Origin of the sequence: Streptomyces sp. CAI-85, assembly GCF_013363615.1 — a bacterium.
Taxonomy (GTDB): domain Bacteria; phylum Actinomycetota; class Actinomycetes; order Streptomycetales; family Streptomycetaceae; genus Streptomyces; species Streptomyces antibioticus_B.
Genome location: NZ_JAANNX010000004.1, coordinates 145772 through 171547 on the forward strand (window position 1 = coordinate 145772; position 25776 = coordinate 171547).

A 25776-nucleotide genomic window follows, 5' to 3' on the forward strand; every position below is an offset into this window, starting at 1 on the left:
ACCGCTCATGTCCGCACCAGCGCCGTCCCCGCTGGCCATCGTCGACGCCGAGCCCCTGCCCCGGCAGGAAGAGGTCCTCACCGAGGAGGCCCTGGCCTTCGTGGCCGCGCTGCACCGGCGTTTCACCCCGCGCCGTGACGAGCTGCTCGCCCGCCGCGCCGAGCGCCGCGCGGAGATCGCCCGCACCTCCACCCTGGACTTCCTCCCGGAGACGGCAGCGATCCGCGCCGACGACTCCTGGCGGGTGGCGCCCTCCCCGGCGGCGCTGGAGGACCGCCGGGTGGAGATCACCGGCCCGACCGACCGCAAGATGACCGTGAACGCCCTCAACTCGGGCGCCCGGGTCTGGCTCGCGGACTTCGAGGACGCCTCCGCGCCGACCTGGGAGAACGTGATCCTCGGTCAGCTCAACCTGACCGACGCCTACACCCGCCGTATCGACTTCACGGACCCGGTCTCCGGCAAGTCGTACGCCCTGAAGGACGCCGGCGAACTCGCCACCGTCGTGATGCGGCCGCGCGGCTGGCACCTGGACGAGCGCCACCTCCAGGTGGACGGCGAGGAAGTGCCCGGCGCCCTGGTCGACTTCGGGCTGTACTTCTTCCACAACGCCCGGCGGCTGCTCGACCTCGGCAAGGGCCCCTATTTCTACCTGCCCAAGACCGAGTCGCACCTCGAAGCCCGCCTGTGGAACGACGTGTTCGTCTTCGCGCAGGACCACCTCGGCATCCCGCAGGGCACGATCCGCGCGACCGTCCTGATCGAGACCATCACAGCCGCCTACGAGATGGAGGAGATCCTCTACGAACTCCGCGACCACGCCTCGGGGTTGAACGCGGGCCGCTGGGACTACCTGTTCTCCATCGTGAAGAACTTCCGGGACGGCGGCACCCGGTTCGTCCTCCCCGACCGCAACGCCGTCACGATGACGGCGCCGTTCATGCGCGCGTACACCGAACTCCTCGTGCGCACCTGCCACAAGCGGGGCGCGCACGCCATCGGCGGCATGGCGGCCTTCATCCCCTCCCGCCGGGACGCCGAGGTCAACAAGGTCGCCTTCGAGAAGGTCCGCGCCGACAAGGACCGTGAGGCGAACGACGGTTTCGACGGCTCCTGGGTCGCCCACCCCGACCTGGTGCCGATCGCCCTGGAGTCCTTCGACCGGGTCCTGGGCGAGCGGCCGAACCAGAAGGACCGGCTGCGCGAGGACGTCCACGTCGAGGCGGCCGACCTGATCGCGGTCGACTCGCTGGACGCGAAGCCCACGTACCCGGGCCTGGTCAACGCCGTTCAGGTCGGCATCCGTTACATCGAGGCGTGGCTGCGCGGTCTCGGCGCGGTCGCCATCTTCAACCTCATGGAGGACGCGGCCACCGCCGAGATCTCCCGCTCGCAGATCTGGCAGTGGATCAACGCCGGGGTGGAGTTCGAGAACGGCCTGAAGGCCACCCCCGAGCTGGCCCGCGAGGTCGCCGCCGACGAACTGGCCAACATTCGCGCGGAGTTGGGCGAGGAGGCGTTCGCCGCCGGGCACTGGCAGCAGGCGCACGATCTGCTGCTGGAGGTGGCGCTCGACGAGGACTACGCCGACTTCCTCACCCTGCCCGCCTACCGCCTGCTGCGCGGCTGACGCCGAAAGGCACTCACGCGGGTGTGTCCGAGTGGCCCAGGGACTTCCCCGGGGCCACTCGGTCGCGGACCAGGCGCTTGACCGCCGTCGGCTCCGGAAAGCCCTGCTCGCGGCGGTCCCAGACCACCTCGTCGCCGACCCGGACGACGAAGACACCGCCCTTGCCCGGCTTCAGCGACAGCTCGGTCAGCTCGGCCTCGAAGGTCGTCAGCAGCTCCTGGGCCAGCCAGGCGGCACGCGGCAGCCAGCGGCACTGGGTGCAGTACTCGATCTCGACCCGCCGCTCGTCCGTCATGTGAGGTGCACCGACCAATCCTGTTCGGCGGCCGGCTTGCCGTGCAGGTCGGGGACCCGCTTGAGCCAGTCCGGCCGTTCTCGTTCCGTCCGCGCCGCACGCCGGGCCTGCTCGGCGGCGAGTTCCTCCCGGCTGGGGAAGTCGGTGGGCAGCCACTCCGCGGAGGCCCGCACGCGCGCGTGGAGGTACGTCACGTACGCCTCCCGGGCCTCGTCGGGCGTCGCGAAGTCGGTGAGCCAGGCGTCCGGGACCTCGGCGACGATCCCGCGCAGCAGTTCCTCGGTGACCTTCGGCGCGAGTTCCGCGTCGGCGGCGCGCACGTCGGGGCCGTAGTGGCCGAGGGCGTGATGGCGGAAGTCGTAGGACTTCGCGGGGTCGGAGGCGTCCCAGCGGTGGTGGAAGACCAGCGCCGCGCCGTGGTCGATGAGCCACAGGCGCGGGGGCACGGTCCCGAAGGTCGGCCAGATCATCAGGTTGGAGCTGTGGACCGTCCGGTCGACGTTCACGGTGAGGGCGTCGAGCCAGACGATCCGGCCGGCCTCCAGCGGGTCCACCGGGAACGTCTTCGCGACCTCGGGGGTGAAGTCACGGGCTCCCGGCAGGAAGTCCATGCCGAGATTGCGTCCCGCGCTCGCGCCGTGCAGGTCGCGCACCTCCTGGTGCGGCTCCTCGTCGGCGACGGCCGGATCGAACTCCACGAACACCAGTTCGGGAAAGCGCAGCCCGAGCGCCCGCGCCAGCTCCCCGACGATCACCTCGGCGACCAGCGCCTTCCGCCCCTGCGCCGACCCGGTGAACTTGACGACGTACGTCCCCAGGTCGTCCGCCTCGACCACCGCGGGCACGGAGCCGCCCGACCGCAGGGGTGCGATGTACCGGGTCGCGGTGACCTCTCTCAGCATGTCCTCAGGCCGATCTCGTCGCTGGGCGACCATCGTAACCAGGGGCGGGCCCCGGTGCGGAACGCCGTCGTCAGTCACCGCTCCCCGGGACCGGCGTCGGCACCGGCTGCTCGTCCGCCGTCTTGACCGTGCTGCTCGCGGCCAGGGCGCGGATCGTGGGGAGTTCGGCGTAGAGCTGGTCGCCGGGGCACAGGGTGTTGTAGCCGTCGCGGTGGCCGTGGATGGTGGAGAAGTTCAACTGGGCGCCCAGCTTCCAGGACTTGCGGAAGTAGTTGGTGCCGTCCGCCCCGGCGGTGAGCGTGGTGGTGCCGGTCGGGTCGACGCCGTACTGGCCGAGTTTCCAGGCCGCGAGCCGGGCCACCGAGCTGAGGACCGCCTCGCTGGGCGCGGCGGTGGTGTACGTGCCGAGGACGGCGACGCCGGTGGTCTGGGAGTTGAAGCCGTACGCGTGGGCGGCGAGCACCGGGCGGTCGACGCCGCCCTTGCGGCCCTCGTAGATCGTGCCGCAGGGGTCGACGAGGAAGTTGTAGCCGATGTCCTTCCAGCCCAACTGCTGTACGTGGTAGGCGTAGATGCCCCGCAGCACGGCCGGCGCCTGGGCGCAGGTGAAGCTGTTGGAGTCGGCGGTGTGGTGGACGACCACCGCCTTGACCTTGCCGCCCGCGAGATAGGCGGGGGCCGCCGGGCTGATCGACTCGTCCGCGCCCCATCCGGCGCGCAGGACGATCGCCGGGCGGGGCGCGGACGCCGTACCGGGGGCGCCCTGCGCGGGAGCGGCCGGGAGCCGGGCCGACTGCGGGGCGGGCGCGTCCCGCCCGGGGTCGATCAGGTCGAGTTGCAGCCCGGCGGGCAGGGCGGACACGTCGTCGGCGGACGCGGCGACCCGGACCTCCGCGCCGTCGGAGAGCCCCACCCACAGGGGGTCGGTGCCGCCGCGCAGTGCCGTCTCGTCGCCCTGGCCCTCCTCGCTGTCCAGCGTGCGCCACTCCGACCACTCGCCCGTGTCGGCGGCGCGGGTGCGCACCTCCACGGTCCCGACGAGGCGCACCGCCGGATCGTCCCAGGTGACGCCGAGCATGCTGAACGGCCGGGTGGCGGCGGCGCGCAGGACGGCACCGCGCTTGTCGGGCGTGACCACGACGGCCCGCTCCTCGCTGCGCGCCCCTGCCGAGGCCGGTGTCCGAGGGCGGTCCTGGCCGTGGGCCGACGGCAGGAACGCCTGGAGGGACGCGATCGCGACGACCCCCGCCACACCCCAGTGCACCTTGCTCCACATGTGTGAACTCCCCTGCTGTCCGTGACCTGGTGAGGACGAGCAGTGAGCGTGCCAGCCGCGCCGCGATCATCGGGTAATCGACACGGGGAGGGGGGTGACGTCAGGGGAGGAAGCCCCGGGCGGGTGACGGGGTGTGGGCCGGGTGGCGCAACCGGGCGCCGGCTCCTGTAGATGTGTCATGCACCGGAAGGTGTGTCATGCACCGACCAACGGATTCGGCAGTGGCACATAGCGCGCGTCCGCCCCGTCCGCGCCGGTCCAGCGCAGCAGCAGGTTCGTCTTGCCGGGCAGGGTGGGCGCGGTGAGCAGGGCGTGCGCCTCGGGCAGGTCGTGACGGACCAGCTCGCGGCGGACGGCCGGCCAGGGGTCGAACCCGGGGTGCCGTTCGGCGAGGGCGGCGGCGATCTCCAGGAGGTGGTTGACGACCAGGCAGTACACCAGCCGCTCCCAGCCCGCGGCACGGTCCACCTCCGGCAGCAGCTTCACGCCCTCGGCGTCCCGGAACAGCGCCTGCTCCGGCGTACCGTCCGGGCCGACGGCGACCAGCGTGTTCTGGACATGCGCCTCCAGGACGACACCGTGGTCGGCGAAGGCCGCGAGCACCGGCGGGACGACGGCGGCCAGGTACGCCTCCCACCAGGCGGCCGGGTCCGTCGTCGCGGCGAGCGGGCTGCCGTCGAAGCCCTCCGCGAGCCCGGCGGCGAGCAGCGGGGTCGTGCCGGGGCGGAGGTGGCCGCGCAGTCCGTCGCGGACCAGGACGGCCAGCTCCTCGAAGGCGAATCCGGCGGTGCGGTAGCCGCGGTCGCTCAGCCAGGCCGCGGGACCGCCGCCCGCCTCGAACGCCTTCGCGACGGCCTCGTCGGTACGGCGCAGGCGCAGCAGGTCGTGCCGCCAGAGTCGGCGGATGTCATTGGTGATGCGCACGTCGAGGCTGAACTTCAGGAACAGGTCCCGCTCGGGCGCGTACAGCGTGCGGACGGCGGCGGTCGGCCAGGTGTCGAAGGCGGTGGTGCCGAGCCGGATCAGCCGGCCGTCGGCGAGGGCGGGGGCCAGCCGGGCGCCCGTCAGGTCGAGCTGCCAGGGGTGGGCGGGCAGCAGCCGGTAGCCGGGCGGGGCCGCGCCGAGCGCGTCCAGGGCGGACGTGTCGCCCTCCTCGACGACCGTGTCCTCGCGCACCCCCAGCAGCACGAGCGGGAAGCGGGCGTACGCCTCCGGCGCGTACGGCAGCCGGCGGGCGGCCGGTGCGCCGCCACGCGCCTTGGGGGCGGGGTGGTGGGGGTGGCCGGTGACCAGGGACTGCTCGGAGCGCCGGTACGGGTCGGCGGGCGGGACGGCACGCGCGCGTGCGGCGAGCAGGGCGGCGACCACGTCCCTGCTGTCGATGATCTCGGTGGGCAGTTCGTCGTTGGACAGGCCGGTGCGGCGGCACAGTTCCTCGGCGATCAGCTCGACCAGGGCGTGATGCCCGAGCGGGTGCCAGGTGCCGTCCGCGTTCACCTCGGGGTCGGCGGGGCGCCGGGTGCCGCGCACCCGCAGCAATCGGCCGGTGCCGGGGAGCCGGTACACGAACCGGCCGTGCCCTTCCGGATGTTCCGGCAGGGGCTCGGCGACCTCCCGCAGCAGGCAGTTGAGCAGCGGCGCGGCCGCGTAGGCGTCGGCCGCGCCGTCCTCTGCGGGAGCCGCCGCGGGTGCTGCGGCCTCGGCGGACGGGGGGCTGAGATCGGCGCGGTCCACGGTTCCCTACGGTTCATTCGTGCGGAGACGATCAGTATCGCTGCCGTCGCGACCTCGCCGTGGCGGGATGGCCTTAACGGTCCGTACCCGACTTGTGCCTGTATTCGTACCCTGATCCGTCGCCGTATCCGCGTCCGTGTCTGATTCCACCTCCGCACCGAGGAGTCCGCCTGTGCACCGTCCCCCCACCGCCGCCGAGGCCGAGGTGGCCGCCGAACTCGCCGTCGTACGGCCCGGCCTCGGCCCCCGGTACACGGCCGCGCTGCCCGGTGCCCGGGCGGCCGTGCTGACCCGGCTGTGGCGGGCCCTGGCGCATGAGCCGCTCCCCTGGATCACGGAGCGGGAGCGGAGCGCGGAGGGCCTCACGCTGCGGCTGCGCGACGGCCGCCGGCTGCACGGCCCGCTGTCCGACCCGTACGCCACCACCGCGTACGTGGACCGAGTGCGGCTGGACGAGGTGGCGTACGACGATCCCGCCCGGCTGACGGCGGCGCTGGGGGTGCCGCACGGCGACGGCTTCGGGGTCGAACTCGGCCACAGTGTGGCGTCCTTGGCACTGTCACGGGCCGGGCAGCCGGAACAGGCGGGGGAGCCGGATCGAGCCGGGCAGCGGGATCGGGCCGAGCACTCGGCCGCCGAGGTTCACTCGAAGGAGTGGCCGGTGCACGACTGGGAGTGGGAGCGCAGGGTCGTCGACGGGCACCCCTACCACCCCAACTGCCGTTCCCGGCCCGGTTTCACGGTGGCGGAGGAGCTGGCCTACGGTCCGGAGCACGGGCCCGTCGTACGGCTGGGGCTGCTGCCGGTGCCGGCGGCGGAGTGTCTGGTGTCGGGCGAGTGGCCCGCCGAACTGCGGGACGGACGGCGGCTGGTGCTCCCGGTGCATCCGTGGCAGGCGGCGCACGTCCTCAAGCGCACCTGCGAACAGGGCCTCTCCGCACACCCGTTGATGTCGTTGCGTACGCTCGCACTGCCGGACGGACCGCATGTGAAGACGGCCCTGAGCACGCGTCTGACGTCCTCGGTCCGGGACATCTCCGTGGGCTCGGTGGCCGCCTCGGCGGCCCTGTCGGCGTTCGGGGAGATCCTGGCCGCCCGTTCGGACGGACTGCTGCACGTGACCCGGACGCTGGGTGCGGCCACGGCCGACTCCCCCGACCTGGCGGCGGTGTTGCGCGAGTCCCCCGCGGTCTACGGCGGTCCGGGCGAGCATGTCGTCCCGGTGGCCGCCCTCGCCACCACCGGTCTGCCCGACTCCTCTGCCTGGTCGGCCGACTTCGCGCGGCTGTGTCTCACGGTCGGGCTGCGGCTGCTGGAGCTGGGCGTGGCGCTGGAAGCGCACGGGCAGAACCTGCTGGTCGTCCTGTCCCCGTCCGGCGCTCCCCTGCGTCTGGTCTACCGCGACCTGGCCGACATCCGGGTCGGTCCGGCCCGGCTGGCCGCCGCCGGGATCCCCCTGTCCGACGAACTCCCCGCCCGTATCCGCACCGACGAGGTGACGGCCTTGCGGCGCAAGCTCTTCGGCTCCCTGGTCTGCGGCGCGCTCGCGGCCACCCTGGGCAGCGGCGCGCGTCTCGCGACGGCCCTGGAGGCGGCGGTGCGGGATCTGCCGCCCGGCCCCGATCTGGCGGCCCTGCGCGAGGAACCCCTCCCGGTGAAGGCACTGACGCTGATGCGTCTGTCCCCCGGCAGCCCCGGCGATCAGTGGACGAACCTGCCCAACCCGCTGAACGGGAAGACGGGTTGACCTCCATGGCCGACCCCGTTTTGTGGCCGGACACTCCTGATCACTAGGATCCGCCGATGATCAGAACACAACGGCTGGCGGCGGGCGTCTGTGCCCTGCTCGCCGCGCTCACGGCGGGACTCGCGTTCCCGGCCGGGGCCGCCGCCGACGAGATATCCGCCCTCGCGCCCAAGGTCGACCTGGTTCTCGATGTCAGCGGGTCCATGCGGACCAAGGACATCGACGGCGGGACCCGCATGGCAGCGGCCAAGCAGGCGTTCAACGAGGTGCTGGACGCGACCCCCGAGGAGGTCCAGCTCGGCATCCGCACGCTGGGCGCCAACTACCCCGGCGACGACCAGAAGACGGGCTGCAAGGACACCGCCCAGCTCTACCCGGTGGGCCCGCTGGACCGGACCGAGGCGAAGGCGGCGGTGGCCACCCTGTCGCCGACGGGCTGGACCCCGATCGGCCCGGCCCTGCTGAAGGCGGCCGACGACCTCGACGGCGGCTCCGGCTCCAAGCGGATCGTGCTGATCAGCGACGGCGAGGACACCTGCGCCCCGCTCGACCCGTGCGAGGTGGCCCGCGAGATCGCCGCCAAGGGCATCGGCCTGACCATCGACACCCTCGGCCTGGTGCCCAACACCAAGATGCGGCAGCAGCTCAGTTGCATCGCCGAGGCCACCGGCGGCACCTACACCTCGGTCGAGCACACCGACGAACTCACCGACAAGGTCAACCAGTTGGTGGACCGTGCGGCCGACCCGGTGGTGACCCCGGTCGCCACCGAGGGCGCGGACTCCTGCGCCGAGGCGCCCACCCTGAAGTCCGGTCTCTACACCGACCGTGAGGAGTTCGGCCAGGAGCGCTGGTACCGGGTCGACGTCGAGCCGGGCCAGGAACTGCGCGCCTCGGTCAGCGTGTCGTCGGACCGGGCCATGAACCCCCACTACGGCGTGCTGCTGCGGGCGGTCACCGTGCACGGCCGGGAGATCGTGCGCGGCGAGGCGTCGGGCATCGGCCGTACGGACGTCGTCTCGACCGGTCTGCGCTATCCGAAGGCGGAGAGCGACGACGACGAGGCGGCGGCCGAGGCGGTCTGCCTCCAGGTCACCAACTCCTACTCGGCCGCGGCCGGTGTGAAGACCACGCCGGGCATGCCGGTGGAGCTGACCGTGGACGTGGTCGACTCCCCGTCCCCGGCGTCCGACGTGGCCTCCTTCGGTCTCGGCCGCGGCTGGTGGCTGCTCGCCCTGCTGGTGCTGGTCGGTTTCCTCGCCGGAGTCGTCTGGGGCTGGGTGTCCCGCTGGCGTGTCGCGGTCTGGAGGACCAACTGATGCGAATCACACGAGTGTTGAGCGGCGCCCTGCTGGCGCTGGGGCTCGCGGCCGGTCCCGCCGCCGCCGACTCCACCCCGTCCGCGAGCCCGTCCGAGGACGCCTCGGGCCCCACCTCGGCCGGCACGTCGTTCCGTACGGCGACGGAGGTCGAGCAGGGCCGGACGGCGACCGCGAGCGCGTCCACGGGTGACTACCTGTACTGGTCGTTCCCGGCCGACTCGGGCGGACGGCCCACCGTGCAGGCGACGGTGAAGCTGCCGGAGCAGCACGCGTCCCAGACCTGGCAGGTCGACGTGTACGACGGTCTGCGGCGCCGTCAGGCGTGCCAGTACGGCGCCCAGACCCGCACCGCCGCGGAGGGCACCGCGTCCGTCGAGCTGACCTGTGTGCTGCGCACGGTCCGCGCCTGGTCGGAGCCGTGGGCGAACGACCCGCTGCCGGGCACGTACTACGTCCGGCTGACGGCCACCGGCCTGAAGGCGTCCGACCTGGGCCTGCCGATGAACGCCGAACTCCGCGTGGAGTCCAAGCACATCGGCGGCGCGGCGGCGGTCGACGGCTCGCTGGCGGAGCCGCTGATCCCCGGCGTGGCGGTGCGGGCGGCCGCGCAGGACGAGGACGACGACTCGTCGGCGTCCGCCGTGCTGTCGAGCCTGGAGCCCGACGACGGCTGGGCGTCCGGCTGGTGGTCCGACCGCTGGGTGTGGTCCGGGATCGGCGCGGTGCTGGCCGCGCTGGCGGGCATCGGCGGCTACACCCTGACCCGCGGCTCGGGCCGGCCCCGGCAGGTGCCGCCGGGAGCGTGACCGCCCGTAGGGCGTGAGCCTCGGGAGGCCCGTCGCGCGACCGCGCGATGGGCCTCCCCTCTTGCGCCGCACGCCGGATGACCAGGTGTCAGATCTCGCGCAGTTCCTTCGCCAGCGTCCCGTCGCCCGTGACCTCGATCCGCCCCGCGCGTACGGCGTCCGGGACGGCGAGTTCCCCGCGGGCGACGGCCGCCGCGGTGTCGGCGTCGAGCGTGAGCAGGGCGTCGGGCTCCCGGGGCGCACGGCCGTCGCCGTGGACCGGCCCCTCCAGCGCCCCGACCCACAGATGGAAGTCCCCTTCCTCCAGCCGGACTTCGACCAGCCCCTCCCCCTCCAGGGCGCGCAGCAGCGGCAGCGCGAACCAGTGGGCGCGCAGCGCGTCGGTGGGCCGGCGCTCGCCGAGTTCCGCCTCGCCCCACGCCCCCAGCGCTTGCAGCACCGGCAGCAACTCCCGGCCGCGGGCGGTGAGTTCGTACACGTAGGCCGCGCCGGGAGGGGGCAGCCGGCGCCGGGTGGCCAGGCCGTCGCGTTCCATGTCCTTCAGCCGTCCGGCGAGCACGTCCGTGCTGACGCCCGGCAGGTCGGCGTGCAGATCCGTGTAGCGGCGCGGGCCGGCGAGCAGCTCCCGGACGATCAGCAGGGTCCAGCGGTCGCCCACGACGTCGAGGGCGCGGGCGGCGGAACAGTACTGGTCGTAGCTTCGGCGCGGTGACATGCGACGCAGTCTAGACATGTTGTTGGACTTTCCAAGCTCGAACTTGGTAAAACCAAGCGACACCACGAACCGGAGGGGCGAGCGCGCATGGAGTTCCGGCAGTCCAACAAGCTGAGCGAGGTCTGTTACGAGATCCGCGGCCCGGTGATCGAGCACGCCGACGCGCTGGAGGCGGCGGGCCACAGCGTGCTCCGCCTCAACACGGGCAACCCCGCGCTCTTCGGGTTCGAGGCGCCGGAGGAGATCCTCCAGGACATGATCCGCATGCTGCCGCAGGCGCACGGCTACACCGACTCGCGCGGCATCCTCTCCGCCCGCCGCGCGGTGGCCCAGCGCTACCAGGACCTGGGCCTGGAGGTCGGCGTCGACGACGTGTTCCTCGGCAACGGCGTGTCCGAGCTGGTCTCCATGGCCGTACAGGCGCTGGTGGAGGACGGCGACGAAATCCTCATCCCCGCCCCCGACTTCCCCCTCTGGACGGCGGTCACCACCCTCGCGGGCGGCAAGGCGGTCCACTACCTGTGCGACGAACAGGCCGACTGGTACCCCGACCTGGACGACATGGCGGCGAAGATCACCGACCGCACCAAGGCCGTCGTCATCATCAACCCCAACAACCCCACCGGGGCGGTGTATCCGAAGGAGATCGTCGAGGGCATCCTCGATCTGGCCCGCCGGCACGGCCTGATGGTGTTCGCCGACGAGATCTACGACCAGATCCTGTACGACGACGCCGTCCACCACTCGGCCGCCGCCCTCGCCCCCGACCTGGTGGTGCTGACCTTCTGCGGTCTGTCGAAGACCTACCGGGTGGCGGGCTTCCGTTCCGGCTGGCTGGTGGTGACCGGGCCCCGGCAGCACGCGCGCGACTATCTGGAGGGCCTGACCATGCTGGCCTCCATGCGCCTGTGCGCCAACGCGCCCGCCCAGTACGCCATCCAGGCCGCGCTCGGCGGCCGGCAGTCCATCCGCGACCTCACCGCGCCGGGCGGCAGGCTCCATGAACAGCGCGACGTGGCCTGGGAGAAGCTCAACGAGATCCCCGGCGTGTCCTGTGTGAAGCCCAAGGGCGCGCTGTACGCGTTCCCGCGCATCGATCCCAAGGTGCATCCGATCCACGACGACGAGAAGTTCGTCCTCGATCTGCTGCTGCGCGAGAAGATCCAGGTGGTGCAGGGCACCGGCTTCAACTGGCCGACGCCCGACCACTTCCGCGTCCTGACCCTCCCCCACGCGGACGACCTGGAGGCGGCCATCGGACGGATCGGCAGGTTCCTGAGCGGATACCGGCAGTAGGAGCGCTTACGGTGACCGCATGGGTGATCTCTTTCTCGTGCGGCACGGTGAGACCGAGTGGTCGCGGTCCGGGCGGCACACCGGGTGGACGGACGTCCCGCTGACCGAACACGGCCGGGAGGAGGCGCGGCGGCTGGTGCCGATGATCCGCTCGCACCGGATCGGGGCCGCGTTCGTCAGCCCGCTCCAGCGCGCGCGGGAGACGGCCGAGCTGATCGGGCTGCGCGACTTCCGGATCGACGCCGACCTGCACGAGTGGGACTACGGCGGCTACGAGGGCGTCACGACCGTACAGATCCACCGGGAGCGGCCCGACTGGTTCCTGTTCACGGACGGGGTCGCGCCCGGGCCGCCCGAGCATCCCGGGGAGAGCCCGGACGAGGTCGGGGAGCGGGCCGACCGGATACTGGCCAAGGTCGACGCGGCGCACGCCAACACCGAGGGGTGCGTGGTGCTGGTGGCGCACGGGCACTTCCTGCGGGTGCTGACCGCCCGGCGGCTCGGGCTGCCCGCCTCCGAGGGCGCGCACTTCCAGCTCGCCACCGGGACCCTGTCCCGGCTGGGCACCGAGCACGGGCGGCCGGTGATCGCCGCCTGGAATGTCAGACCCGGGCCGTAGCCTTCGAGTGGGCAACCGAACGCACGAAGGGGGCACGCCGTGAGCCGACCGCCGACCGCCGCGCAGCGGCGTGTGATCGACGACGCCGAACCGGTCACCGGGCGACTGCGGGGCACGCCCGCGCAGCTCGCGGCGCTGGTGAAACGGGGGCTCGCCTTCCGGCACCCGCGGCCGCCGCACGACCACTTCCTGACGCCGGCGGGGCACCGGATACGCGAGGCGCCCCCTGAACCCGAGCCCGCCGCAGAGACGCCGGACAGTGCCGACACCGGAGTGTTCGCCGCGCGGGTCGGCGGTGAGGCGGAGGCGGGCGCGGACGGCCCCGCCCGCGCGCGGGAGGTGCACAGCGCCTGGCAGGGGCTCCTCGAGCTGCGCCGGATGACCAATCCGGACGGCGCGGCGGACCGCCCGTGCGGCTGGGAGCGTACGCATCTGGTGCGGGCGGCGGCGCTGGCCCTGGAGGCGGCCGGGCACCGGCCCGCCGGGCCGGACGGCTCAGAGGGCTACCGGGTGCGCGCCACCCCGCAGCCCGAGGCGGTCGCCGTGTCCGCGCCGGACGACGGGACACTCGCCGCCTGCGCGGCGACACTGGAGAAGGCGGGCTGGCAGACCGGCGCGCACACCGAGCCCCGGACGAGGGCGCGCTATCTGCTGGCCTCCCCACGCCGCAGATGAGGCGACATGCCAAGATCGGTGTCCGCTACACCAGTCGTCCGCGTCAATCGTCCGCACCAGTCGCCGTCCAGGAGGGACAGCCATGCAGGAGCCGTTCTCGGTCCGGGTCACCGTCCGGGGGTACGAGACCGACACCCAGGGCCATGTGAACCAGAGCGTGTACCTCAACTACGCCGAGCACGCCCGCTGGTCCCTGCTGCACGCCGCGGGCATCACCCAGACCGCTCTGCAAGCCCGCGGGGTGGGCCCGGTCGCCCTGGAGACGACCATCCGCTACCGCCGTGAACTGCTCGCCGGTGACGAGGTCGACATCACCTGTGCCTTCCTGTGGGGCGAGGGGAAGACGTTCCGGATCGAGCAGACGATACGCAGGGCGGACGGCACGGTGTCCGCCGAGATCACCGCGGTCGGCGGTCTGCTGGACCTGAAGGAGCGGCGCCTGCTGACCGACCCTCGGGAGCACTTCAAGGAACTGGCCTCGGAGCCGGGCCTGTTCGGGCTGTAGGCGCCGCGGGGCCGGCCCCGACGGCTCAGCCGTTCTCGCGCCGCTCGTCATAGGCGGCCCGGGCCTCGGCGACATAGACCCTGTTGCGCTCGGCCCAGTCCGTGAGTTGCTGCAAGGTCTTGTGCAACTCCTCGGCCACCGGCGTCAGTTCGTACTCCACCTTGGGCGGCACCGTCGCGTGCACGGTACGGGTGACCAGCCCGTCGCGCTCCAGATTGCGCAGGGTCAGGGTCAGCATGCGGCGGCTGATGCCCTCGATGCTGCGCTCCAGCTCCGTGAAGCGGATCGGCCCCTGCGCGGCGGCGACCAGGATCTGCACGCTCCATTTGCCGGAGACCCTGTCAAGAACTTCGCGGACCGGGCAGGCGTGCGCGTTCACGACCTGGGCGGTTACACCGGTGTTCCCCTGGGACATCCGACTGCCTCCTTACGCCGGTCTCCATGGTCACTCACGATGTTCCCCGTTACAAGTCGTGCACCAATGGAAAACACGGAGGCCACGCCGCCATGACGGCCCTCGCCGGAACACCGACATCCGTCCCCGAGGGGGACCGCTCCCGCCGGGCGTCCCTCGCCGTGCTGTGCGCGGGGACGCTCATGACGATCCTGGACGGCAACATCGTCACCGTGGCGATGCCGGCCATCCAGAACGACCTGGGGTTCAGCGGTGCGGGCCTGGCCTGGGTCGTCAACGCCTACCTGATCGCCTTCGGCGGTCTGCTCCTGCTGGCCGGCCGGCTCGGCGACCTGGTCGGACGCAAGCGGATGTTCACGGCGGGCCTCGCCGTGTTCACGGTCGCGTCCGTGCTGTGCGGGGTCGCCACCGGTCAGGGCATGCTCGTCGCCGCGCGGGCCCTCCAGGGGGTGGGCGGTGCGATGACCTCGGCGGTGGTGCTGGGCATGCTGGTCACGCTCTTCCCCGAACCGCGCGAACAGGCCCGCGCCATCGCGGTGTTCAGCGCGGTCGGCGCGGCGGGCGGTGCGCTCGGCACCTTCCTCGGCGGGGCGCTCACCCAACTCGTCGGCTGGCACTGGATCTTCCTCATCAACCTGCCGATCGGCGCGGTGGCCCTGTGGGCGGCCGTGCGTGTCCTCGCCCCGGAACAGGGCTCCGGGCTCGGCCGCGGCGCCGACTACCCGGGCGCGGCGCTGGTCACCGGGGCGCTCATGCTCACGGTGTACGTCATCGTGGGCGCCGGAGACCGCGACGGCACTGCCACCGCGCTCCTCGCGCTGCTCGCCGCCGCGCTGTTCACGGGGTTCGTGCTGCGCCAGGCCCGGGCCGCCCGTCCGCTGCTGCGGCTGCGCCTCTTCGGCTCCCGGCTGCTCAGCGGGGCGAACGCGGTCCAGATCCTGATGATCGCGACGATGTACGGCTTCCAGTTCATCGGCGCGCTGTACCTGCAACGCGTGCTGGGGTACGGCGAGTTGGCGACGGGTACGGCCTTCCTCCCCGCACCGGTGGTGATCGGCGTGCTGATGCTCGGGCTGTCGGCCCGGACCGTCGGCCGGTTCGGACCGTACCGGGTGCTGCTCGCCGGGCTGGCGCTGATCGCCGTGGGCATGGCACTGCTCGGCCGCGCACCGGCGGAGGGTTCCTACGCCGTCGACTTCCTGCCGGCCATGCTGCTGATGTCCGTCGGCTTCGCCGCGGCGATGCCCGCGCTGACCGGGCTCGCGATGTCCGGGGTCCGCGCGGAGGACGGCGGCCTGGCCTCGGGTCTCTTCAACACCACCCAGGTGGTGGGCGGTTCACTGGGCCTGGCGGTCCTGACCACCCTGGCCGCGAGCCGCACGAACGACGCGCTGACCGCGGGCACGGAACTGCTCCCCGCGACGGCGGAGGGCTACCGCCTGGCCTTCCGCACGGCAGCGGTGATCGCGACGGCGGCACTGCTCCTGGCGGCGGCGGTCCTGCGGGACCGAGAAAGCCGACGAGACGCCGAAGGATGACCGCCCCGGGGTGCGCACGCGGAACGCACGCACCCCGGCCACGGCCGCCGCGGCCCCCTGCACGGGAACCCCGGCCACCGACCGAGGGCCGTCCCCCTCGATCGGAGTCATACGGTCGCTCCGGGCGCGTGAGCCCGGGCAAGCGGGGCCGACCGCGAGCCAGGCGGCCCGGACACGGCGCCCCGAGCCGGGCCTTCTCGGACCGGGCGGCCCAGCCGCCCAGCTCCGACCAGGCGAATCAGCGCCGGCGCCCGTCGAAGCCCCTCGAATCCGGCGTCATGAACTGAGCCGACCACCCAGCCCCTCGGCTCGGCCCCCGCTCCTCAGCTCAGCCCCCGCTCCTCAGCTCGGGCCCCAGCCGCTCAAGCCAGGTGCCCAGCCGCCGTCACGCCCCCGCCGCGAGCCCCGCCAGCCGTCGCGCCTCTTCCCGCGTCGCGCGAGCGATGGTGTCCTCGTCGGCGAGGGTCAGGTGGCTGTCGGCGACGATCTGGCGGCCGTTGACGAAGGACGCCGTGACCGGGGCGGCCGCGCCGAAGACGAGGGCGGTGACCGGGTCGGCGATGGAGGCGTGGGCCAGGGTGTCCATCCTCCACAGGACGAGGTCGGCCAGCTTGCCCGGTTCGAGGGAGCCGATCTCGCGGGCCCGGCCCAGGACTTGGGCGCCGCCGTAGGTGCCGAGGCGCAGGGCCTGACGGGCGTTCAGGGCGGCCTCGCGATGTGCGCCGAGGCGGTTGATGAGCAGGGCGTTGCGCAGTTCGGTGTGGAGTTCGCCGGACTCGTTGGACGCCGTGCCGTCGACGCCGAGGCCGACCGGGACGCCGGCCGCGAGCAGGTCGGGGACGCGCGCGATACCGGCCGCGAGGCGGGCGTTGGAGGAGGGGCAGTGGGCGACCCCCGTCCGCGTCCGGGCGAAGGCGTCGATGTCGGAGTCGTTCATGTGGACGCAGTGCGCCATCCACACGTCCTCGCCGAGCCAGCCGGTGGACTCGAAGTAGTCGGTGGGGCCCATGCCGAACAGCTCGTGGCAGAACTTCTCCTCCTCGACCGTCTCCGAGCCGTGGGTGTGCAGCCGCACCCCGAGCCGACGGGCCAACTCGGCTCCCTGGCTCATGAGTTCGGTGGAGACCGAGAAGGGCGAGCAGGGCGCGACGGCGACCTGCGTCATCGCGTCGAAGGAGGCGTCGTGGTGTCGCCGTACCGTCTCCTCGGTGGCGGCGAGGGCGTCGTCCAGGGTCTCCACGGCGAAGTCCGGGGGCAGTCCGCCGTCCGACTCGCCCCGGTCCATGGAGCCCCGGGCGAGGGTGAAACGCACGCCCATGTCACGGGCCGCGCCGATGATCGTGCCGGAGAGGTCGCCGGCCCCGCGCGGGAAGACGTAGTGGTGGTCCATGGCGGTGGTGACCCCGCCCCGGGCCATCATCGCGAGCGAGCCCTGGGCGGCCGCGTGGACCATCCGCTCGTCGATGCGCGCCCAGGTCGGGTAGAGCGCGACGAGCCAGTCGAACAGGTTGTGGTCGGTGGCCAGACCCCGGGTGATCCACTGGTAGAAGTGGTGGTGGGTGTTGACCAGACCCGGGGTGACCAGATGCCCGGTGGCGTCGATCCGCCGTACGACGTCGGCCAGTTGGCCGGGCGCCGGGCCCGCGCCGAGCGACTCGATGCGGTTGCCGGCGATGACGACGTACCCGTTCGCGTACTCGGTGTCGTCGGCGTCCACGGTCGCGATCGCACAGTTCTCGATGACGATGCGCTGGGTCATCGTGCGTCCTCTTCTTTCCGGGTCCGGCTCAGAGGTTGGTGAGGTCGGCGGGGATCCGCGCCTCGCAGCCGTCCCGCAGGACGGTGGCCTCGATCAGGCCGTAGGGGCGGTCGGCGGCGAAGTAGACCTCGTTGTCGTTCTTCAGGCCGAACGGCGCCAGATCCACCAGGAAATGGTGCTTGTTGGGGAGGGAGAAGCGGACCTCGTCGATCTCGTCGCGCCGTTCGACGATGCGCGAGCCCATCGCGTACAGGGTCTGCTGGAGGGAGAGCGAGTACGTCTCGGCGAACGCCGCGAGCAGATGCCGCCGCGTCTCCCGGTAGGAGGTCTCCCAGTCGGGCATCGGCCCTGTGTCGTCGGACCAGTTGAAGCGCCAGCGCGCGGAGACCTCGGTGGCGAGGATCCGGTCGTGCGCCTCGGGGAGCGTCGTGTACTTGTCCTTGACGTACCCGAAGAACTCGGAGTCCGTCGAGTTCAGCACGACGAGGTCCTTCAGCCCGGAGACGACCTCCCACGAGGTGCCGTCGTAGGTGATCTGCGTCAGCCGGGTCTCCTGGCCGGTGCGGGCGAAGGAGTGCGCGCCCTCACCGCCGTGCTCGATCCGCTCCCATCCGTACTCCTCGATCCGGATCCGGGCCCGGTGGATGGGCTCCTGCGAGGTCACGAAGTGCCGGGCGAGATGGATGCCGAACTGCTCGGCGGACTCGATGCCGTGCTCCTTGGCGAACGCGTACACCGTGTTCTTGGTGGTGTCGGTCGGCAGGACGTTGGCGTTGGAGCCGGAGTAGTGGACCTCCTCCATGTCGCCGCTCAGCGAGACCGAGACGTTGAGGTCCTTGATGTGGTGGGTGGCGCCCTGCCGCGTGATCCTGACGACCCGGTTCTCGGCCTTGCCGTACTGGTTCTGTCCCAGCACCGGGCGGGCGGGGCGGGAAGTGTCTGCCATAGCTAGCTCCCTCGGTAAACGGAGTAGCCGAACGGGTTGAGCAGCAGCGGTACGTGATAGTGCTCGCCGGCCGTCACCGCGAAGGTGACGGTCACCTCGGGGAAGAACACGGCACCGCTGTCCCGGTTCGCGGGGGCGTCCTGCTGCGCATCGGCTTGATTCTTCGCGGATGTCTGGAGAGACGTCTGGAGATACGGCTCGGTGTCGAAGTCGAGGCGTACATGGGTGGTGCCCTCCGGCGGGGCCGGGAGGTCCTTGCAGCGGCCGTCCGCGTCGGTCGCGGAGCCGCCGAGCGGCTGCCAGGGCGCGTCCCGTCCGGCGCGGGCGGCGAGCCGGACGGCGACGCCGCGGGCGGGGCGGCCGACGCTGGTGTCGAGGATGTGGGTGGACACGGAGGCGGTGGTGGCCGGGGTGCCGGTGCTGGTGCCGGTGCTCATGGTGCTCTCAGACCTCCTGCGTTCGGTCCTCTTCGACGGGGCCGGCGAGACGGGCGAGCCGGATACGGTTGATCTTTCCCAGCTCGGCGCGGACGATCTCGCGTTCCCGCTCGGGCGGGTTCCCGAGCCGTTCCCGGAGCGCGTCGCGCATCTGCTCGCCGGTCCTGCCGGTGGCGCAGATGAGGAAGACATGGCCGAACCGGTCCTGGTAGGCCAGGTTCAGTTCCAGCATCTCCGCCCGCAGTTCCTCGGAGGCGCCGGCCATCCCGCGCTGTTCGCGGGCCGAGGCCGGGTCGCCCGGCTTCGGGCGGCCGATCGGCGGATGTCCGGCCATCGCCTCGGCCAGATCGGCCGCGGTCAGCTCGGCCATGGCGGCGTCGCTCGCGGCGTACAGGTCCTCGACGGTGGCGTACGGGCGGGCCGCGAGCAGCCGGTCCGCCCAGGCCGTGGCGGCGCAGGCGTCCAGGAGGGCGGCGCGGGCCGCGGACTCCTCCAGGCCGTTGAACCGGGCCGGACCTTCGGGCGTGGAAGTCGACGTCACGGGGTCAGCTAACGCCTCCCCGCGACACCACGTCAACACTTTGTTGAAAATTCCGGGTTACGGGGCCGTGGGAGCCGCCGAGCCGGGGCCAAGCCCCGTCACTCAGCTCCCTTTCTCCCGATTCAGGTAGTTGTAGACGGTGAAGCGGGACACCCCGAGCGCGCTCGCCACGGTCTCCACGCCGTGCCGTACGGAGAAGGCGCCGCGCGCCTCGAGTATCCGTACGACCTCCTGCTTGGCCTTGCGGTCGAGGTCGGCGAGCGGCTTGCCCCTCTTGCGCTCCATCGCGGCGAGGATGTGATCGAGGGAGTCGGCGAGCTGCGGCAGGCGTACGGCGACGGCGTCCGCACCCTCCCAGACGAGCACGACGTCGTCCGGGCCGGCCTCGTCGGGCGGGAGCAGCTCGCCGCCCATCGCGTCGACCAGGGGTTTGACGGCCGCGATGAAGGGCTCGTCGCCCGCGGGGCTCACTCGCCCTCGCCCAGGACGTTGACCTGGAGCGAGATCCGGGTGGCGCCGGCGCCGAGGGACTCGCGCAGCAGGGTGTCCACGGCCGCGAGCACGACATCGGCGCCGCCCTCCACGGTGTTGCCGAACGGTCCGACGTCCACCGCGTCCAGGTCGGCCGCCTCGATCACCGCCCGGGCGGCCAGCGCGTGCGCGGGCGCCTCGTCGAGATCGAAGGGCTCGGTCGTGAACTCCACTCTCAATCGCACCCGCTCAACCTAACGCCCACCGCACCCTTCCGCCGAGCCCTCTTGACAAGCCCGGAACCCCGGCGGCAATCTTCCAATAAGCAGAATTCAACTTCCGCATGACGGAAGTTTCCGACGTAAGCCGCTCGCCCCGGAAGGGAGCGCGTCCCGGTATGCCACTCTTCGCATCGGGCACCTTCGCCTCAGGCACCGCCGAAGACCACCGCTTCAGCGTCAACCTGTCGATCCTCTTCACCGAACTCCCGCTCCTGGAGCGCCCCGCGGCAGCCGCCGCGGCCGGCTTCGACGCGGTCGAGCTGTGGTGGCCGTGGCCCGACTCCCCCACCCCCGCCCCCTCCGCGCTGGACGCGCTGAGGCGGGCGATCGAGGACGCGGGCGTGCGGCTCACCGGCCTGAACTTCTACGCGGGACAGCTTCCGGGCCCCGCCCGCGGCGCCCTGTCGCTGCCCGGTGAGGAGTCGGAGCGCTTCCGCGCCAACGTCGAGGTGACCGCCGGTTTCGCCGAGTCCCTGGGCTGCACCGCGCTCAACGCGCTCTACGGCAACCGCGTCCCGGGCGTCGACCCGGCAGCGCAGGACGCGCTCGCCCTGGAGAACCTGGTCCTGGCCACCCGGGCCGCCGACCGGATCGGCGCGATCCTGCTGATCGAGGCGCTGAACCGGACCGAGTCACCGCACTATCCGCTGGTCAGCGCACCGGCCGCGGTCGCGGTCGCGGACCGGGTCAACGAGGTGACGGGGCTCGGCAACGCCACGTTCCTGATGGACCTCTACCACCTGTCGATGAACGGCGAGGACCTGCCGCGGGTGATCGACACGTACGCCCACCGCACCGGCCACGTCCAGATCGCCGACAACCCCGGCCGCGGCGCACCGGGCACCGGCTCGCTCCCGCTCGCGGACCTCCTCGACCGGCTGCGGAAGGCGGGCTACGACGGCCGGGTCGGCCTGGAGTACAAGCCGGGCGACCGTCCGAGCGCCGAAGCCTTCGACTGGCTGCCCCGCTGATCCCACTCCCGAGAGGCATCCCGCGATGACCCACGCACTCCCCAAGATCGCCTGGATAGGTCTCGGCATCATGGGCTCCCCCATGTCCGAGAACCTGCTCAAGGCGGGCTACGACGTCACCGGCCACACCCTGGAACAGGACAAGCTGGACCGGCTCACCGCCGCCGGCGGCACCGCGGCCTCGTCGGTCGCCGAGGCGGTCGCCGACGCCGATGTGATCATCACGATGGTGCCCGCCTCACCGCAGGTCGAGGCCGTCGCGTACGGCCCCGGCGGCATCCTGGAGAACGCCCGGGCCGGCGCCCTGCTGATCGACATGTCCTCCATCACCCCGCAGACCTCCGTCGACCTGGCGGCGGCCGCGCGGGACAAGGGCATCCGGGTCCTGGACGCCCCGGTGTCGGGCGGCGAGGCCGGCGCGATCGAGGCCGTCCTGTCCATCATGGTCGGCGGCGACCAGGCCGACTTCGACGAGGCTCGGCCGCTCTTCGAGGCGCTGGGCCGGACCGTCGTACGGTGCGGTCCGCACGGTTCGGGCCAGACCGTGAAGGCCGCCAACCAACTGATCGTCGCCGTGAACATCCAGGCGTGCGCGGAGGCCGTGGTCTTCCTGGAGAAGTCGGGCGTGGACCTCGCGGCCGCGCTCGACGTCCTGGCGGGCGGCCTCGCGGGGTCGACCGTACTGACCAGGAAGAAGGACAACTTCCTGCGCCGGGACTTCCGGCCCGGCTTCCGGATCGACCTGCACCACAAGGACATGGGCATCGTCACCGACGCGGCCCGCACCGTCGGCGCCGCGCTGCCCGTCGGCGCGGTCGTGGCCCAGTTGGTCGCGAGCCTGCGCGCCCAGGGCGACGGCGGCCTCGACCACTCAGCACTCCTGCGCACGGTCGAACGCCTCTCCGGCGCCGGGGCCTGACGCCCCCCACCACACCTCCGGGCGGCGCCCCCGCCGACACCTGCCCTGTCGCGCCAAGGCGGGAGCGCCGCCCGGAGCACCACGTCACCACCTCCCCCAATCCGTCCGCACCGCCGGAACGACCCGCGCGGTGCGGACCGGGCAAGGACCGCGGCGGAGTGCACGCCAGTGCGGTGGCGAGGGCCCGGCCCGCTTCCCGACCTGAGGGACGACGGAACCGGCCCCGCACCCGCCGCGGTCCCAGCCACCCTCCCCTCTCCCGGCGCTCCACATGCGGATCCGCGGCGCCCGCAGGACGCTGAGGGCATGGGCAATCCGACACGGTTTCCGCACATCGTGGTCCACCCGCCGGCGCTGGACGGCTCCCGGCGCGTCACCTCCGGCGACACGGTCCTCGGGGTGGCCTCCCACCTCGACGACGTCGTCGAGATCCTCCGGCTGGCCGACCTGGACCGGATCGAGGTGGAGGTGAGCGACCTCATCGACTGGCAGGGCGGCGGCCCGGACGACTGGCCCGGCCTCTCCGAACACCACGACCAACCGGAACCGTAGCCACCCCGCCCCAACCTCAAATCAACCTCTGAACATCGGTCAGCAGGCTTCAACCGGCGCTGCCCCGGGGCACATTGTGGTCAGGCGGGGCCCGCCGGCACGGGGGCGGCGGGCCTCCGTCACGGGGGTGCGCCATGGGCGGAGACGGCTCGGCCGGGATCGGTCCGTACGAGGTCGCGCTGTTGCGGGGAGGTCCCCGCGCGGCCGTCGCGACGGCTGTCGTCGAGCTGTATCTGCGGGGCGTCGTGGAGGCGGGCCGGCCCGGCCGACTGCGGACCTCGGGATCGTCCCCCGAGGAGGCCGGACCGGCATCGTCTCCCCTTCCCCCGCTCGCCGCGGCCGTGCGCGCGGCCCTCGACCGGCCCGCCGGGCTGCCGGAGCTGCTCGCCGATCCGGGGGTCGGCCGGGCGCTGACCGGGCTGGTGCGGGAAGTGCGGTCCGCGGGGCTGCTGCGCACGCTGCCGCCGCACCGCGGCCGGGCCGCCCGCACCGCCCTGCGGGCCCTGCGTGCCGCGCATCCGCTGCCCGCCGGCCGGGGCGAGGTGCCCGAGGGGGACGTGACGCTCGTCGTGGCCCTGTACGGCGAGGAGGCGCTGCGTCTCCTCGTGCCGCGCTTCGCGCTGCGGGCCGGACTGCTCCCCCGTGTCGAGGTGTCGGACAAGCCCTTCCACCGCCGCGCTCCCCGGGGGAACGGGAGCAGCGGCGGTTCGGGCTTCTCCTGCGGCGGGGCGGCGTCCTGCGGAGGGTCGTCCTGAGGACGCCGCCGTCACACCTTCAGTGTTCTGATCGATGTCGGCGCGTGCCACGGTTCGGTCGCCGTTTCCTCGAACTCCACGACGTTCCCTATGTCGTTGGTCGTGGACATCGCGATGTTCGTGACCCGTTCCAGGATCGCCTCGACGACGACCGGCACCTGGAACTCGGCGGCCAGCTTCTTCGCGCGTTCGAAGGCGGCGCCCAGGTCGGCGGGGTCGGTGACCCGGATCGCCTTGCAGCCGAGGCCCTCGGCCACCTTGACGTGGTCGACGCCGTAGGCGCCCAGTTCGGGTGAGTTGATGTTCTCGAACTCCAGCTTGACCTGGAAGTCGATGTCGAAGGCGCGCTGTGCCTGGCGGATCAGGCCGAGGTAGGAGTTGTTCACGAGGACGTGGATGTACGGGATCCGGTGCTGCGCGCCGACCGCCAACTCCTCGATCATGAACTGGAAGTCGTAGTCGCCGGAGAGTGCGACGACTTGGCCCCCCGGGTCCGCCTTGGCCACGCCGAGGGCCGCCGGGATCGTCCAGCCGAGCGGGCCCGCCTGGCCGCAGTTGATCCAGTGCCGGGGCCGGTGGACGTGCAGCATCTGGGCGCCGGCGATCTGGGAGAGGCCGATGGTGGTGACGTACCGGGTCTCCGGTCCGAACGCCTTGTTCATCTCCTCGTAGACGCGCTGCGGTTTGATCGGGACGTCGTCGAAGTGCGTACGGCGCTGGAGCGTGGCCCGCCTCTCCTGCGCGGCGGCCGCCCAGGCGGAGCGGTCGGGGAGCCGGCCCGCCGCCCGCAGTTCCCTCGCCGCCTCCACGAAGAGGGTCAGCGCCGCCTTCGCGTCGGAGGCGATGCCGTAGTCGGGGGCGAAGATGCGGCCGATCTGGGTGGGTTCGACGTCGACGTGCACGAAGGTGCGGCCCGCCGTGTAGACGTCGAGGCGGCCGGTGTGGCGGTTGGCCCAGCGGTTGCCGATGCCGAGGACGAAGTCGGACTCCAGGAAGGTGGCGTTGCCGTAGCGGTGCGCGGTCTGGAGGCCGACCATCCCGGCGTTCAGCTCGTGGCCGTCGGGGATCGCGCCCCAGCCCATCAGGGTGGGGATCACCGGGACGCCGGTCAACTCGGCGAATTCGACGAGGAGTTCGCAGGCGTCGGCGCCGATGACCCCGCCGCCGGCGACGATCAGAGGGCGCTCGGCGGCGCCCAGCATGCCGAGCGCCTTGTCGATCTGGGCGCGGGTCGCGGCCGGTTTGAAGACCGGCAGCGGCGCGTAGGTGTCGGGGTCGAACTCGATCTCCGTCTGCTGGACGTCGACCGGCAGGTCGATCAGCACCGGCCCCGGGCGCCCCGAGCGCATCACGTGGAACGCCTGCTGGAGGACGCCGGGGACCTGGGCCGCCTCCAGGACGGTGACCGCCATCTTGGTGACCGGGGCCGCGATCGAGGCGATGTCGACGGCCTGGAAGTCCTCCTTGTGGATCACGGCGGTCGGCGCCTGGCCCGTGATGCACAGGATCGGGATCGAGTCGCCGATCGCCGAGTACAGGCCGGTGATCATGTCGGTGCCGGCCGGGCCCGAAGTGCCCACGCAGACACCGATGTTGCCCGGGTGGGCGCGGGTGTAGCCCTCCGCCATGTGCGAGGCGCCCTCGACATGGCGGGCCAGGGTGTGATGGATACCGCCGGACGCCTTGAGCGCCGCGTAGAAGGGGTTGATCGCCGCGCCGGGCACCCCGAACGCGGCGGTGACGCCCTCGCGCCTGAGGATCTCGACTGCCGCGCGGGCAGCGGTCATGCGAGCCATCGCGTACTCCCACCCTCCCTTAGTTGTTTTCCGTATCGCGGAATTTAGTTTCTGCTATCTGGAAGCAATGTAAGAGGGTGCGCGAAGGTCGTCAAGAGACGGACAAGCGGGGGCCGGAGGAGGACGATGGGGGCCATGTCCGAGAGCGTGCCGGTGCGCTGCCCGGCCTGCCGGCGCGAGCGCCTCTACACCGCGCCGTCCTATCCGTGCGCGTGCGGTGCCCCCGTCACCCCGGTGCTCGACCGCCGTACGGCACCGGCGGCCGTCGTCCGCCGGGTGTGGGACGAGGAGTGGATCACCCTGCGCTGCGGGGCCTGCGGGCGCCGCGACCAGTGGCCGCGGCCCGAACTGGGCTGCCCCTGCGGGACGGTGCTGCACATACCGGTGACCGGCGCGAACGGCGGCGGGGTGAAGGACGGCGAGGCGGGCGACGCCGGGCGGCGCGGCTTCCGGTCCGTCGCCATCCGCAGCGCGCTCGACGCGGTCACGGCCGCCGCGCTCTATCTGCGCTGGCTCGGCCACGACGACGTCCGCCGGGCCGACCAGCGGCCCACCTCCGGGATCGGGCTCGCCGCGCGCGGACTGCTGGCCCAGGTGGACCCGAGCGCCCGCCCGGCCACGCTGCGGGACGTGGAGTGCCTGTGGCTCACGGCCATGACGGAGTCGGCGCGGTGCGTGTACTTCTCCCTCGCCGGGTACGCCCCCGAGGCCCGCGCCGGCGCCGACCGGCTGCCCGTCCCACTGTTCCTGCTGGACCCCACGGGCACACCGCGCCCCCTCAACACCCCGGCGGCAGCGCTGGACGCCGGGGGCGCGGGCGGCGCGGGCGGCGCCCGAGGTGGTCAGCCGCGCGGCGGACCGTAGACCGGCCCC

Annotated in this window: 27 protein-coding genes; 14 read left to right on the forward strand and 13 right to left on the reverse strand. The window is 72.6% G+C overall.

Annotation, left to right across the window (positions count from 1 at the left end; translation table 11 throughout):
* The first annotated feature begins 7 nt into the window (after window positions 1–7).
* Complete coding sequence (gene aceB / locus G6W55_RS07860) at window positions 8–1630, forward strand: malate synthase A (protein ID WP_175520064.1); 1623 nt, start codon at window positions 8–10, stop codon at window positions 1628–1630.
* A 13-nt stretch (window positions 1631–1643) separates the two neighbouring features.
* On the opposite strand, the gene G6W55_RS07865 is transcribed toward aceB, so the two are convergent.
* The 4 genes from G6W55_RS07865 to G6W55_RS07880 all read right to left on the reverse strand — a co-directional run bounded on the left by G6W55_RS07865 (window position 1644) and on the right by G6W55_RS07880 (window position 5837).
* On the reverse strand, window positions 1644–1925 hold the full coding sequence (locus G6W55_RS07865; RefSeq protein ID WP_078635611.1) for a SelT/SelW/SelH family protein: 282 nt from the start codon (window positions 1923–1925) through the stop codon (window positions 1644–1646).
* Window positions 1922–2827 carry a HipA family kinase gene (locus G6W55_RS07870; protein WP_175520065.1) on the reverse strand — a complete coding sequence of 302 codons (906 nt, stop codon included), beginning with the start codon at window positions 2825–2827 and terminating at the stop codon, window positions 1922–1924. The genes G6W55_RS07865 and G6W55_RS07870 overlap by 4 nt, the downstream gene beginning before the upstream one ends.
* A gap of 70 nt (window positions 2828–2897) precedes the next feature.
* The gene (locus tag G6W55_RS07875; RefSeq protein ID WP_175520066.1) at window positions 2898–4103 is read right to left on the reverse strand and encodes an N-acetylmuramoyl-L-alanine amidase; all 1206 of its coding nucleotides are present in this window, start codon (window positions 4101–4103) and stop codon (window positions 2898–2900) included.
* Window positions 4104–4298: 195 nt separating this feature from the next.
* Entirely contained in the window at window positions 4299–5837 is a 1539-nt protein-coding gene (locus tag G6W55_RS07880; RefSeq protein WP_175520067.1) for an IucA/IucC family protein, read from the reverse strand.
* Between the two features lie 172 nt (window positions 5838–6009).
* Here G6W55_RS07880 and G6W55_RS07885 point away from each other — a divergent pair, with 172 nt between their 5' ends.
* Genes G6W55_RS07885 through G6W55_RS07895 form a run of 3 tightly spaced genes read left to right on the forward strand, consistent with a single transcriptional unit; the run spans window position 6010 to window position 9712 of the window.
* On the forward strand, window positions 6010–7584 hold the full coding sequence (locus G6W55_RS07885; RefSeq protein WP_175520068.1) for an IucA/IucC family protein: 1575 nt from the start codon (window positions 6010–6012) through the stop codon (window positions 7582–7584).
* A gap of 56 nt (window positions 7585–7640) precedes the next feature.
* Complete coding sequence (locus G6W55_RS07890) at window positions 7641–8903, forward strand: VWA domain-containing protein (protein WP_030792085.1); 1263 nt, start codon at window positions 7641–7643, stop codon at window positions 8901–8903.
* Window positions 8903–9712, forward strand: a complete 810-nt coding sequence (locus G6W55_RS07895) for a hypothetical protein (RefSeq protein ID WP_175520069.1) — start codon at window positions 8903–8905, stop codon at window positions 9710–9712. Before G6W55_RS07890 ends, G6W55_RS07895 begins: the two co-directional genes overlap by 1 nt.
* 88 nt (window positions 9713–9800) lie before the next feature.
* On the opposite strand, the gene G6W55_RS07900 is transcribed toward G6W55_RS07895, so the two are convergent.
* Window positions 9801–10427: a winged helix-turn-helix transcriptional regulator gene (locus G6W55_RS07900; protein ID WP_175520070.1), complete on the reverse strand. Its 627-nt coding sequence runs from the start codon at window positions 10425–10427 to the stop codon at window positions 9801–9803.
* 87 nt (window positions 10428–10514) lie between these two features.
* On the opposite strand from G6W55_RS07900, the gene G6W55_RS07905 reads away from it, so the two are divergent.
* The 4 genes from G6W55_RS07905 (at window position 10515) to G6W55_RS07920 (ending at window position 13522) form a co-directional block, all read left to right on the forward strand.
* The gene (locus G6W55_RS07905) at window positions 10515–11723 is read left to right on the forward strand and encodes a pyridoxal phosphate-dependent aminotransferase (RefSeq protein ID WP_175520071.1); all 1209 of its coding nucleotides are present in this window, start codon (window positions 10515–10517) and stop codon (window positions 11721–11723) included.
* 19 nt (window positions 11724–11742) lie between these two features.
* Window positions 11743–12342, forward strand: coding sequence for a histidine phosphatase family protein (locus tag G6W55_RS07910; RefSeq protein WP_175520072.1), 600 nt, complete (start codon window positions 11743–11745; stop codon window positions 12340–12342).
* 39 nt (window positions 12343–12381) lie between these two features.
* On the forward strand, window positions 12382–13017 hold the full coding sequence (locus G6W55_RS07915) for a hypothetical protein (protein ID WP_175520073.1): 636 nt from the start codon (window positions 12382–12384) through the stop codon (window positions 13015–13017).
* A gap of 82 nt (window positions 13018–13099) precedes the next feature.
* Window positions 13100–13522 carry an acyl-CoA thioesterase gene (locus G6W55_RS07920; protein ID WP_175520074.1) on the forward strand — a complete coding sequence of 141 codons (423 nt, stop codon included), beginning with the start codon at window positions 13100–13102 and terminating at the stop codon, window positions 13520–13522.
* Between the two features lie 25 nt (window positions 13523–13547).
* On the opposite strand, the gene G6W55_RS07925 is transcribed toward G6W55_RS07920, so the two are convergent.
* The gene (locus G6W55_RS07925) at window positions 13548–13937 is read right to left on the reverse strand and encodes a helix-turn-helix domain-containing protein (RefSeq protein WP_175520075.1); all 390 of its coding nucleotides are present in this window, start codon (window positions 13935–13937) and stop codon (window positions 13548–13550) included.
* 92 nt (window positions 13938–14029) lie between these two features.
* On the opposite strand from G6W55_RS07925, the gene G6W55_RS07930 reads away from it, so the two are divergent.
* On the forward strand, window positions 14030–15475 hold the full coding sequence (locus G6W55_RS07930; protein ID WP_175520076.1) for an MFS transporter: 1446 nt from the start codon (window positions 14030–14032) through the stop codon (window positions 15473–15475).
* A gap of 385 nt (window positions 15476–15860) precedes the next feature.
* Here the strand turns inward: G6W55_RS07930 and G6W55_RS07935 are convergent, their stop codons facing one another.
* From G6W55_RS07935 to G6W55_RS07960, 6 genes are all read right to left on the reverse strand, one after another.
* Window positions 15861–17234, reverse strand: a complete 1374-nt coding sequence (locus G6W55_RS07935; RefSeq protein WP_175520077.1) for an 8-oxoguanine deaminase — start codon at window positions 17232–17234, stop codon at window positions 15861–15863.
* A 28-nt stretch (window positions 17235–17262) separates the two neighbouring features.
* On the reverse strand, window positions 17263–18180 hold the full coding sequence (gene pucL / locus G6W55_RS07940; RefSeq protein WP_175520078.1) for a factor-independent urate hydroxylase: 918 nt from the start codon (window positions 18178–18180) through the stop codon (window positions 17263–17265).
* 2 nt (window positions 18181–18182) lie between these two features.
* Window positions 18183–18617: a hydroxyisourate hydrolase gene (gene uraH, locus G6W55_RS07945; RefSeq protein WP_175520079.1), complete on the reverse strand. Its 435-nt coding sequence runs from the start codon at window positions 18615–18617 to the stop codon at window positions 18183–18185.
* A 7-nt stretch (window positions 18618–18624) separates the two neighbouring features.
* Window positions 18625–19158: a 2-oxo-4-hydroxy-4-carboxy-5-ureidoimidazoline decarboxylase gene (uraD, locus tag G6W55_RS07950; protein WP_175520080.1), complete on the reverse strand. Its 534-nt coding sequence runs from the start codon at window positions 19156–19158 to the stop codon at window positions 18625–18627.
* A 102-nt stretch (window positions 19159–19260) separates the two neighbouring features.
* Complete coding sequence (locus G6W55_RS07955) at window positions 19261–19629, reverse strand: helix-turn-helix domain-containing protein (RefSeq protein ID WP_175520081.1); 369 nt, start codon at window positions 19627–19629, stop codon at window positions 19261–19263.
* Window positions 19626–19874 (reverse strand): hypothetical protein, encoded by a 249-nt coding sequence (locus G6W55_RS07960; protein ID WP_175520082.1) that lies wholly within the window; start codon window positions 19872–19874, stop codon window positions 19626–19628. Before G6W55_RS07960 ends, G6W55_RS07955 begins: the two co-directional genes overlap by 4 nt.
* A gap of 152 nt (window positions 19875–20026) precedes the next feature.
* Here G6W55_RS07960 and G6W55_RS07965 point away from each other — a divergent pair, with 152 nt between their 5' ends.
* The 4 genes from G6W55_RS07965 (at window position 20027) to G6W55_RS07980 (ending at window position 23107) form a co-directional block, all read left to right on the forward strand.
* Window positions 20027–20881: a TIM barrel protein gene (locus tag G6W55_RS07965; protein ID WP_175520083.1), complete on the forward strand. Its 855-nt coding sequence runs from the start codon at window positions 20027–20029 to the stop codon at window positions 20879–20881.
* 25 nt (window positions 20882–20906) lie between these two features.
* Window positions 20907–21800: a 2-hydroxy-3-oxopropionate reductase gene (locus G6W55_RS07970; protein ID WP_175520084.1), complete on the forward strand. Its 894-nt coding sequence runs from the start codon at window positions 20907–20909 to the stop codon at window positions 21798–21800.
* 306 nt (window positions 21801–22106) lie between these two features.
* On the forward strand, window positions 22107–22352 hold the full coding sequence (locus G6W55_RS07975; protein WP_175520085.1) for a hypothetical protein: 246 nt from the start codon (window positions 22107–22109) through the stop codon (window positions 22350–22352).
* Between the two features lie 134 nt (window positions 22353–22486).
* Complete coding sequence (locus G6W55_RS07980) at window positions 22487–23107, forward strand: TIGR04222 domain-containing membrane protein (protein WP_175520086.1); 621 nt, start codon at window positions 22487–22489, stop codon at window positions 23105–23107.
* 11 nt (window positions 23108–23118) lie between these two features.
* On the opposite strand, the gene gcl is transcribed toward G6W55_RS07980, so the two are convergent.
* The gene (gcl, locus tag G6W55_RS07985; protein ID WP_175520087.1) at window positions 23119–24903 is read right to left on the reverse strand and encodes a glyoxylate carboligase; all 1785 of its coding nucleotides are present in this window, start codon (window positions 24901–24903) and stop codon (window positions 23119–23121) included.
* Between the two features lie 135 nt (window positions 24904–25038).
* On the opposite strand from gcl, the gene G6W55_RS07990 reads away from it, so the two are divergent.
* The gene (locus G6W55_RS07990; RefSeq protein ID WP_175520088.1) at window positions 25039–25767 is read left to right on the forward strand and encodes a hypothetical protein; all 729 of its coding nucleotides are present in this window, start codon (window positions 25039–25041) and stop codon (window positions 25765–25767) included.
* Window positions 25768–25776 lie beyond the last annotated feature (9 nt).

Coding starts and splice junctions, on each gene's coding strand:
- aceB (WP_175520064.1), top strand. CDS start 8: ATGTCCGCACCAGCGCCGTCCCCGCTGGCCATCGTCGACGCCGAGCCC.
- G6W55_RS07865 (WP_078635611.1), bottom strand. CDS start 1,925: ATGACGGACGAGCGGCGGGTCGAGATCGAGTACTGCACCCAGTGCCGC.
- G6W55_RS07870 (WP_175520065.1), bottom strand. CDS start 2,827: ATGCTGAGAGAGGTCACCGCGACCCGGTACATCGCACCCCTGCGGTCG.
- G6W55_RS07875 (WP_175520066.1), bottom strand. CDS start 4,103: ATGTGGAGCAAGGTGCACTGGGGTGTGGCGGGGGTCGTCGCGATCGCG.
- G6W55_RS07890 (WP_030792085.1), top strand. CDS start 7,641: ATGATCAGAACACAACGGCTGGCGGCGGGCGTCTGTGCCCTGCTCGCC.
- G6W55_RS07895 (WP_175520069.1), top strand. CDS start 8,903: ATGCGAATCACACGAGTGTTGAGCGGCGCCCTGCTGGCGCTGGGGCTC.
- G6W55_RS07900 (WP_175520070.1), bottom strand. CDS start 10,427: ATGTCACCGCGCCGAAGCTACGACCAGTACTGTTCCGCCGCCCGCGCC.
- G6W55_RS07905 (WP_175520071.1), top strand. CDS start 10,515: ATGGAGTTCCGGCAGTCCAACAAGCTGAGCGAGGTCTGTTACGAGATC.
- G6W55_RS07910 (WP_175520072.1), top strand. CDS start 11,743: ATGGGTGATCTCTTTCTCGTGCGGCACGGTGAGACCGAGTGGTCGCGG.
- G6W55_RS07920 (WP_175520074.1), top strand. CDS start 13,100: ATGCAGGAGCCGTTCTCGGTCCGGGTCACCGTCCGGGGGTACGAGACC.
- G6W55_RS07925 (WP_175520075.1), bottom strand. CDS start 13,937: ATGTCCCAGGGGAACACCGGTGTAACCGCCCAGGTCGTGAACGCGCAC.
- G6W55_RS07930 (WP_175520076.1), top strand. CDS start 14,030: ATGACGGCCCTCGCCGGAACACCGACATCCGTCCCCGAGGGGGACCGC.
- G6W55_RS07935 (WP_175520077.1), bottom strand. CDS start 17,234: ATGACCCAGCGCATCGTCATCGAGAACTGTGCGATCGCGACCGTGGAC.
- pucL (WP_175520078.1), bottom strand. CDS start 18,180: ATGGCAGACACTTCCCGCCCCGCCCGCCCGGTGCTGGGACAGAACCAG.
- uraH (WP_175520079.1), bottom strand. CDS start 18,617: ATGAGCACCGGCACCAGCACCGGCACCCCGGCCACCACCGCCTCCGTG.
- G6W55_RS07965 (WP_175520083.1), top strand. CDS start 20,027: ATGCCACTCTTCGCATCGGGCACCTTCGCCTCAGGCACCGCCGAAGAC.
- G6W55_RS07970 (WP_175520084.1), top strand. CDS start 20,907: ATGACCCACGCACTCCCCAAGATCGCCTGGATAGGTCTCGGCATCATG.
- G6W55_RS07975 (WP_175520085.1), top strand. CDS start 22,107: ATGGGCAATCCGACACGGTTTCCGCACATCGTGGTCCACCCGCCGGCG.
- G6W55_RS07980 (WP_175520086.1), top strand. CDS start 22,487: ATGGGCGGAGACGGCTCGGCCGGGATCGGTCCGTACGAGGTCGCGCTG.
- gcl (WP_175520087.1), bottom strand. CDS start 24,903: ATGGCTCGCATGACCGCTGCCCGCGCGGCAGTCGAGATCCTCAGGCGC.
- G6W55_RS07990 (WP_175520088.1), top strand. CDS start 25,039: ATGTCCGAGAGCGTGCCGGTGCGCTGCCCGGCCTGCCGGCGCGAGCGC.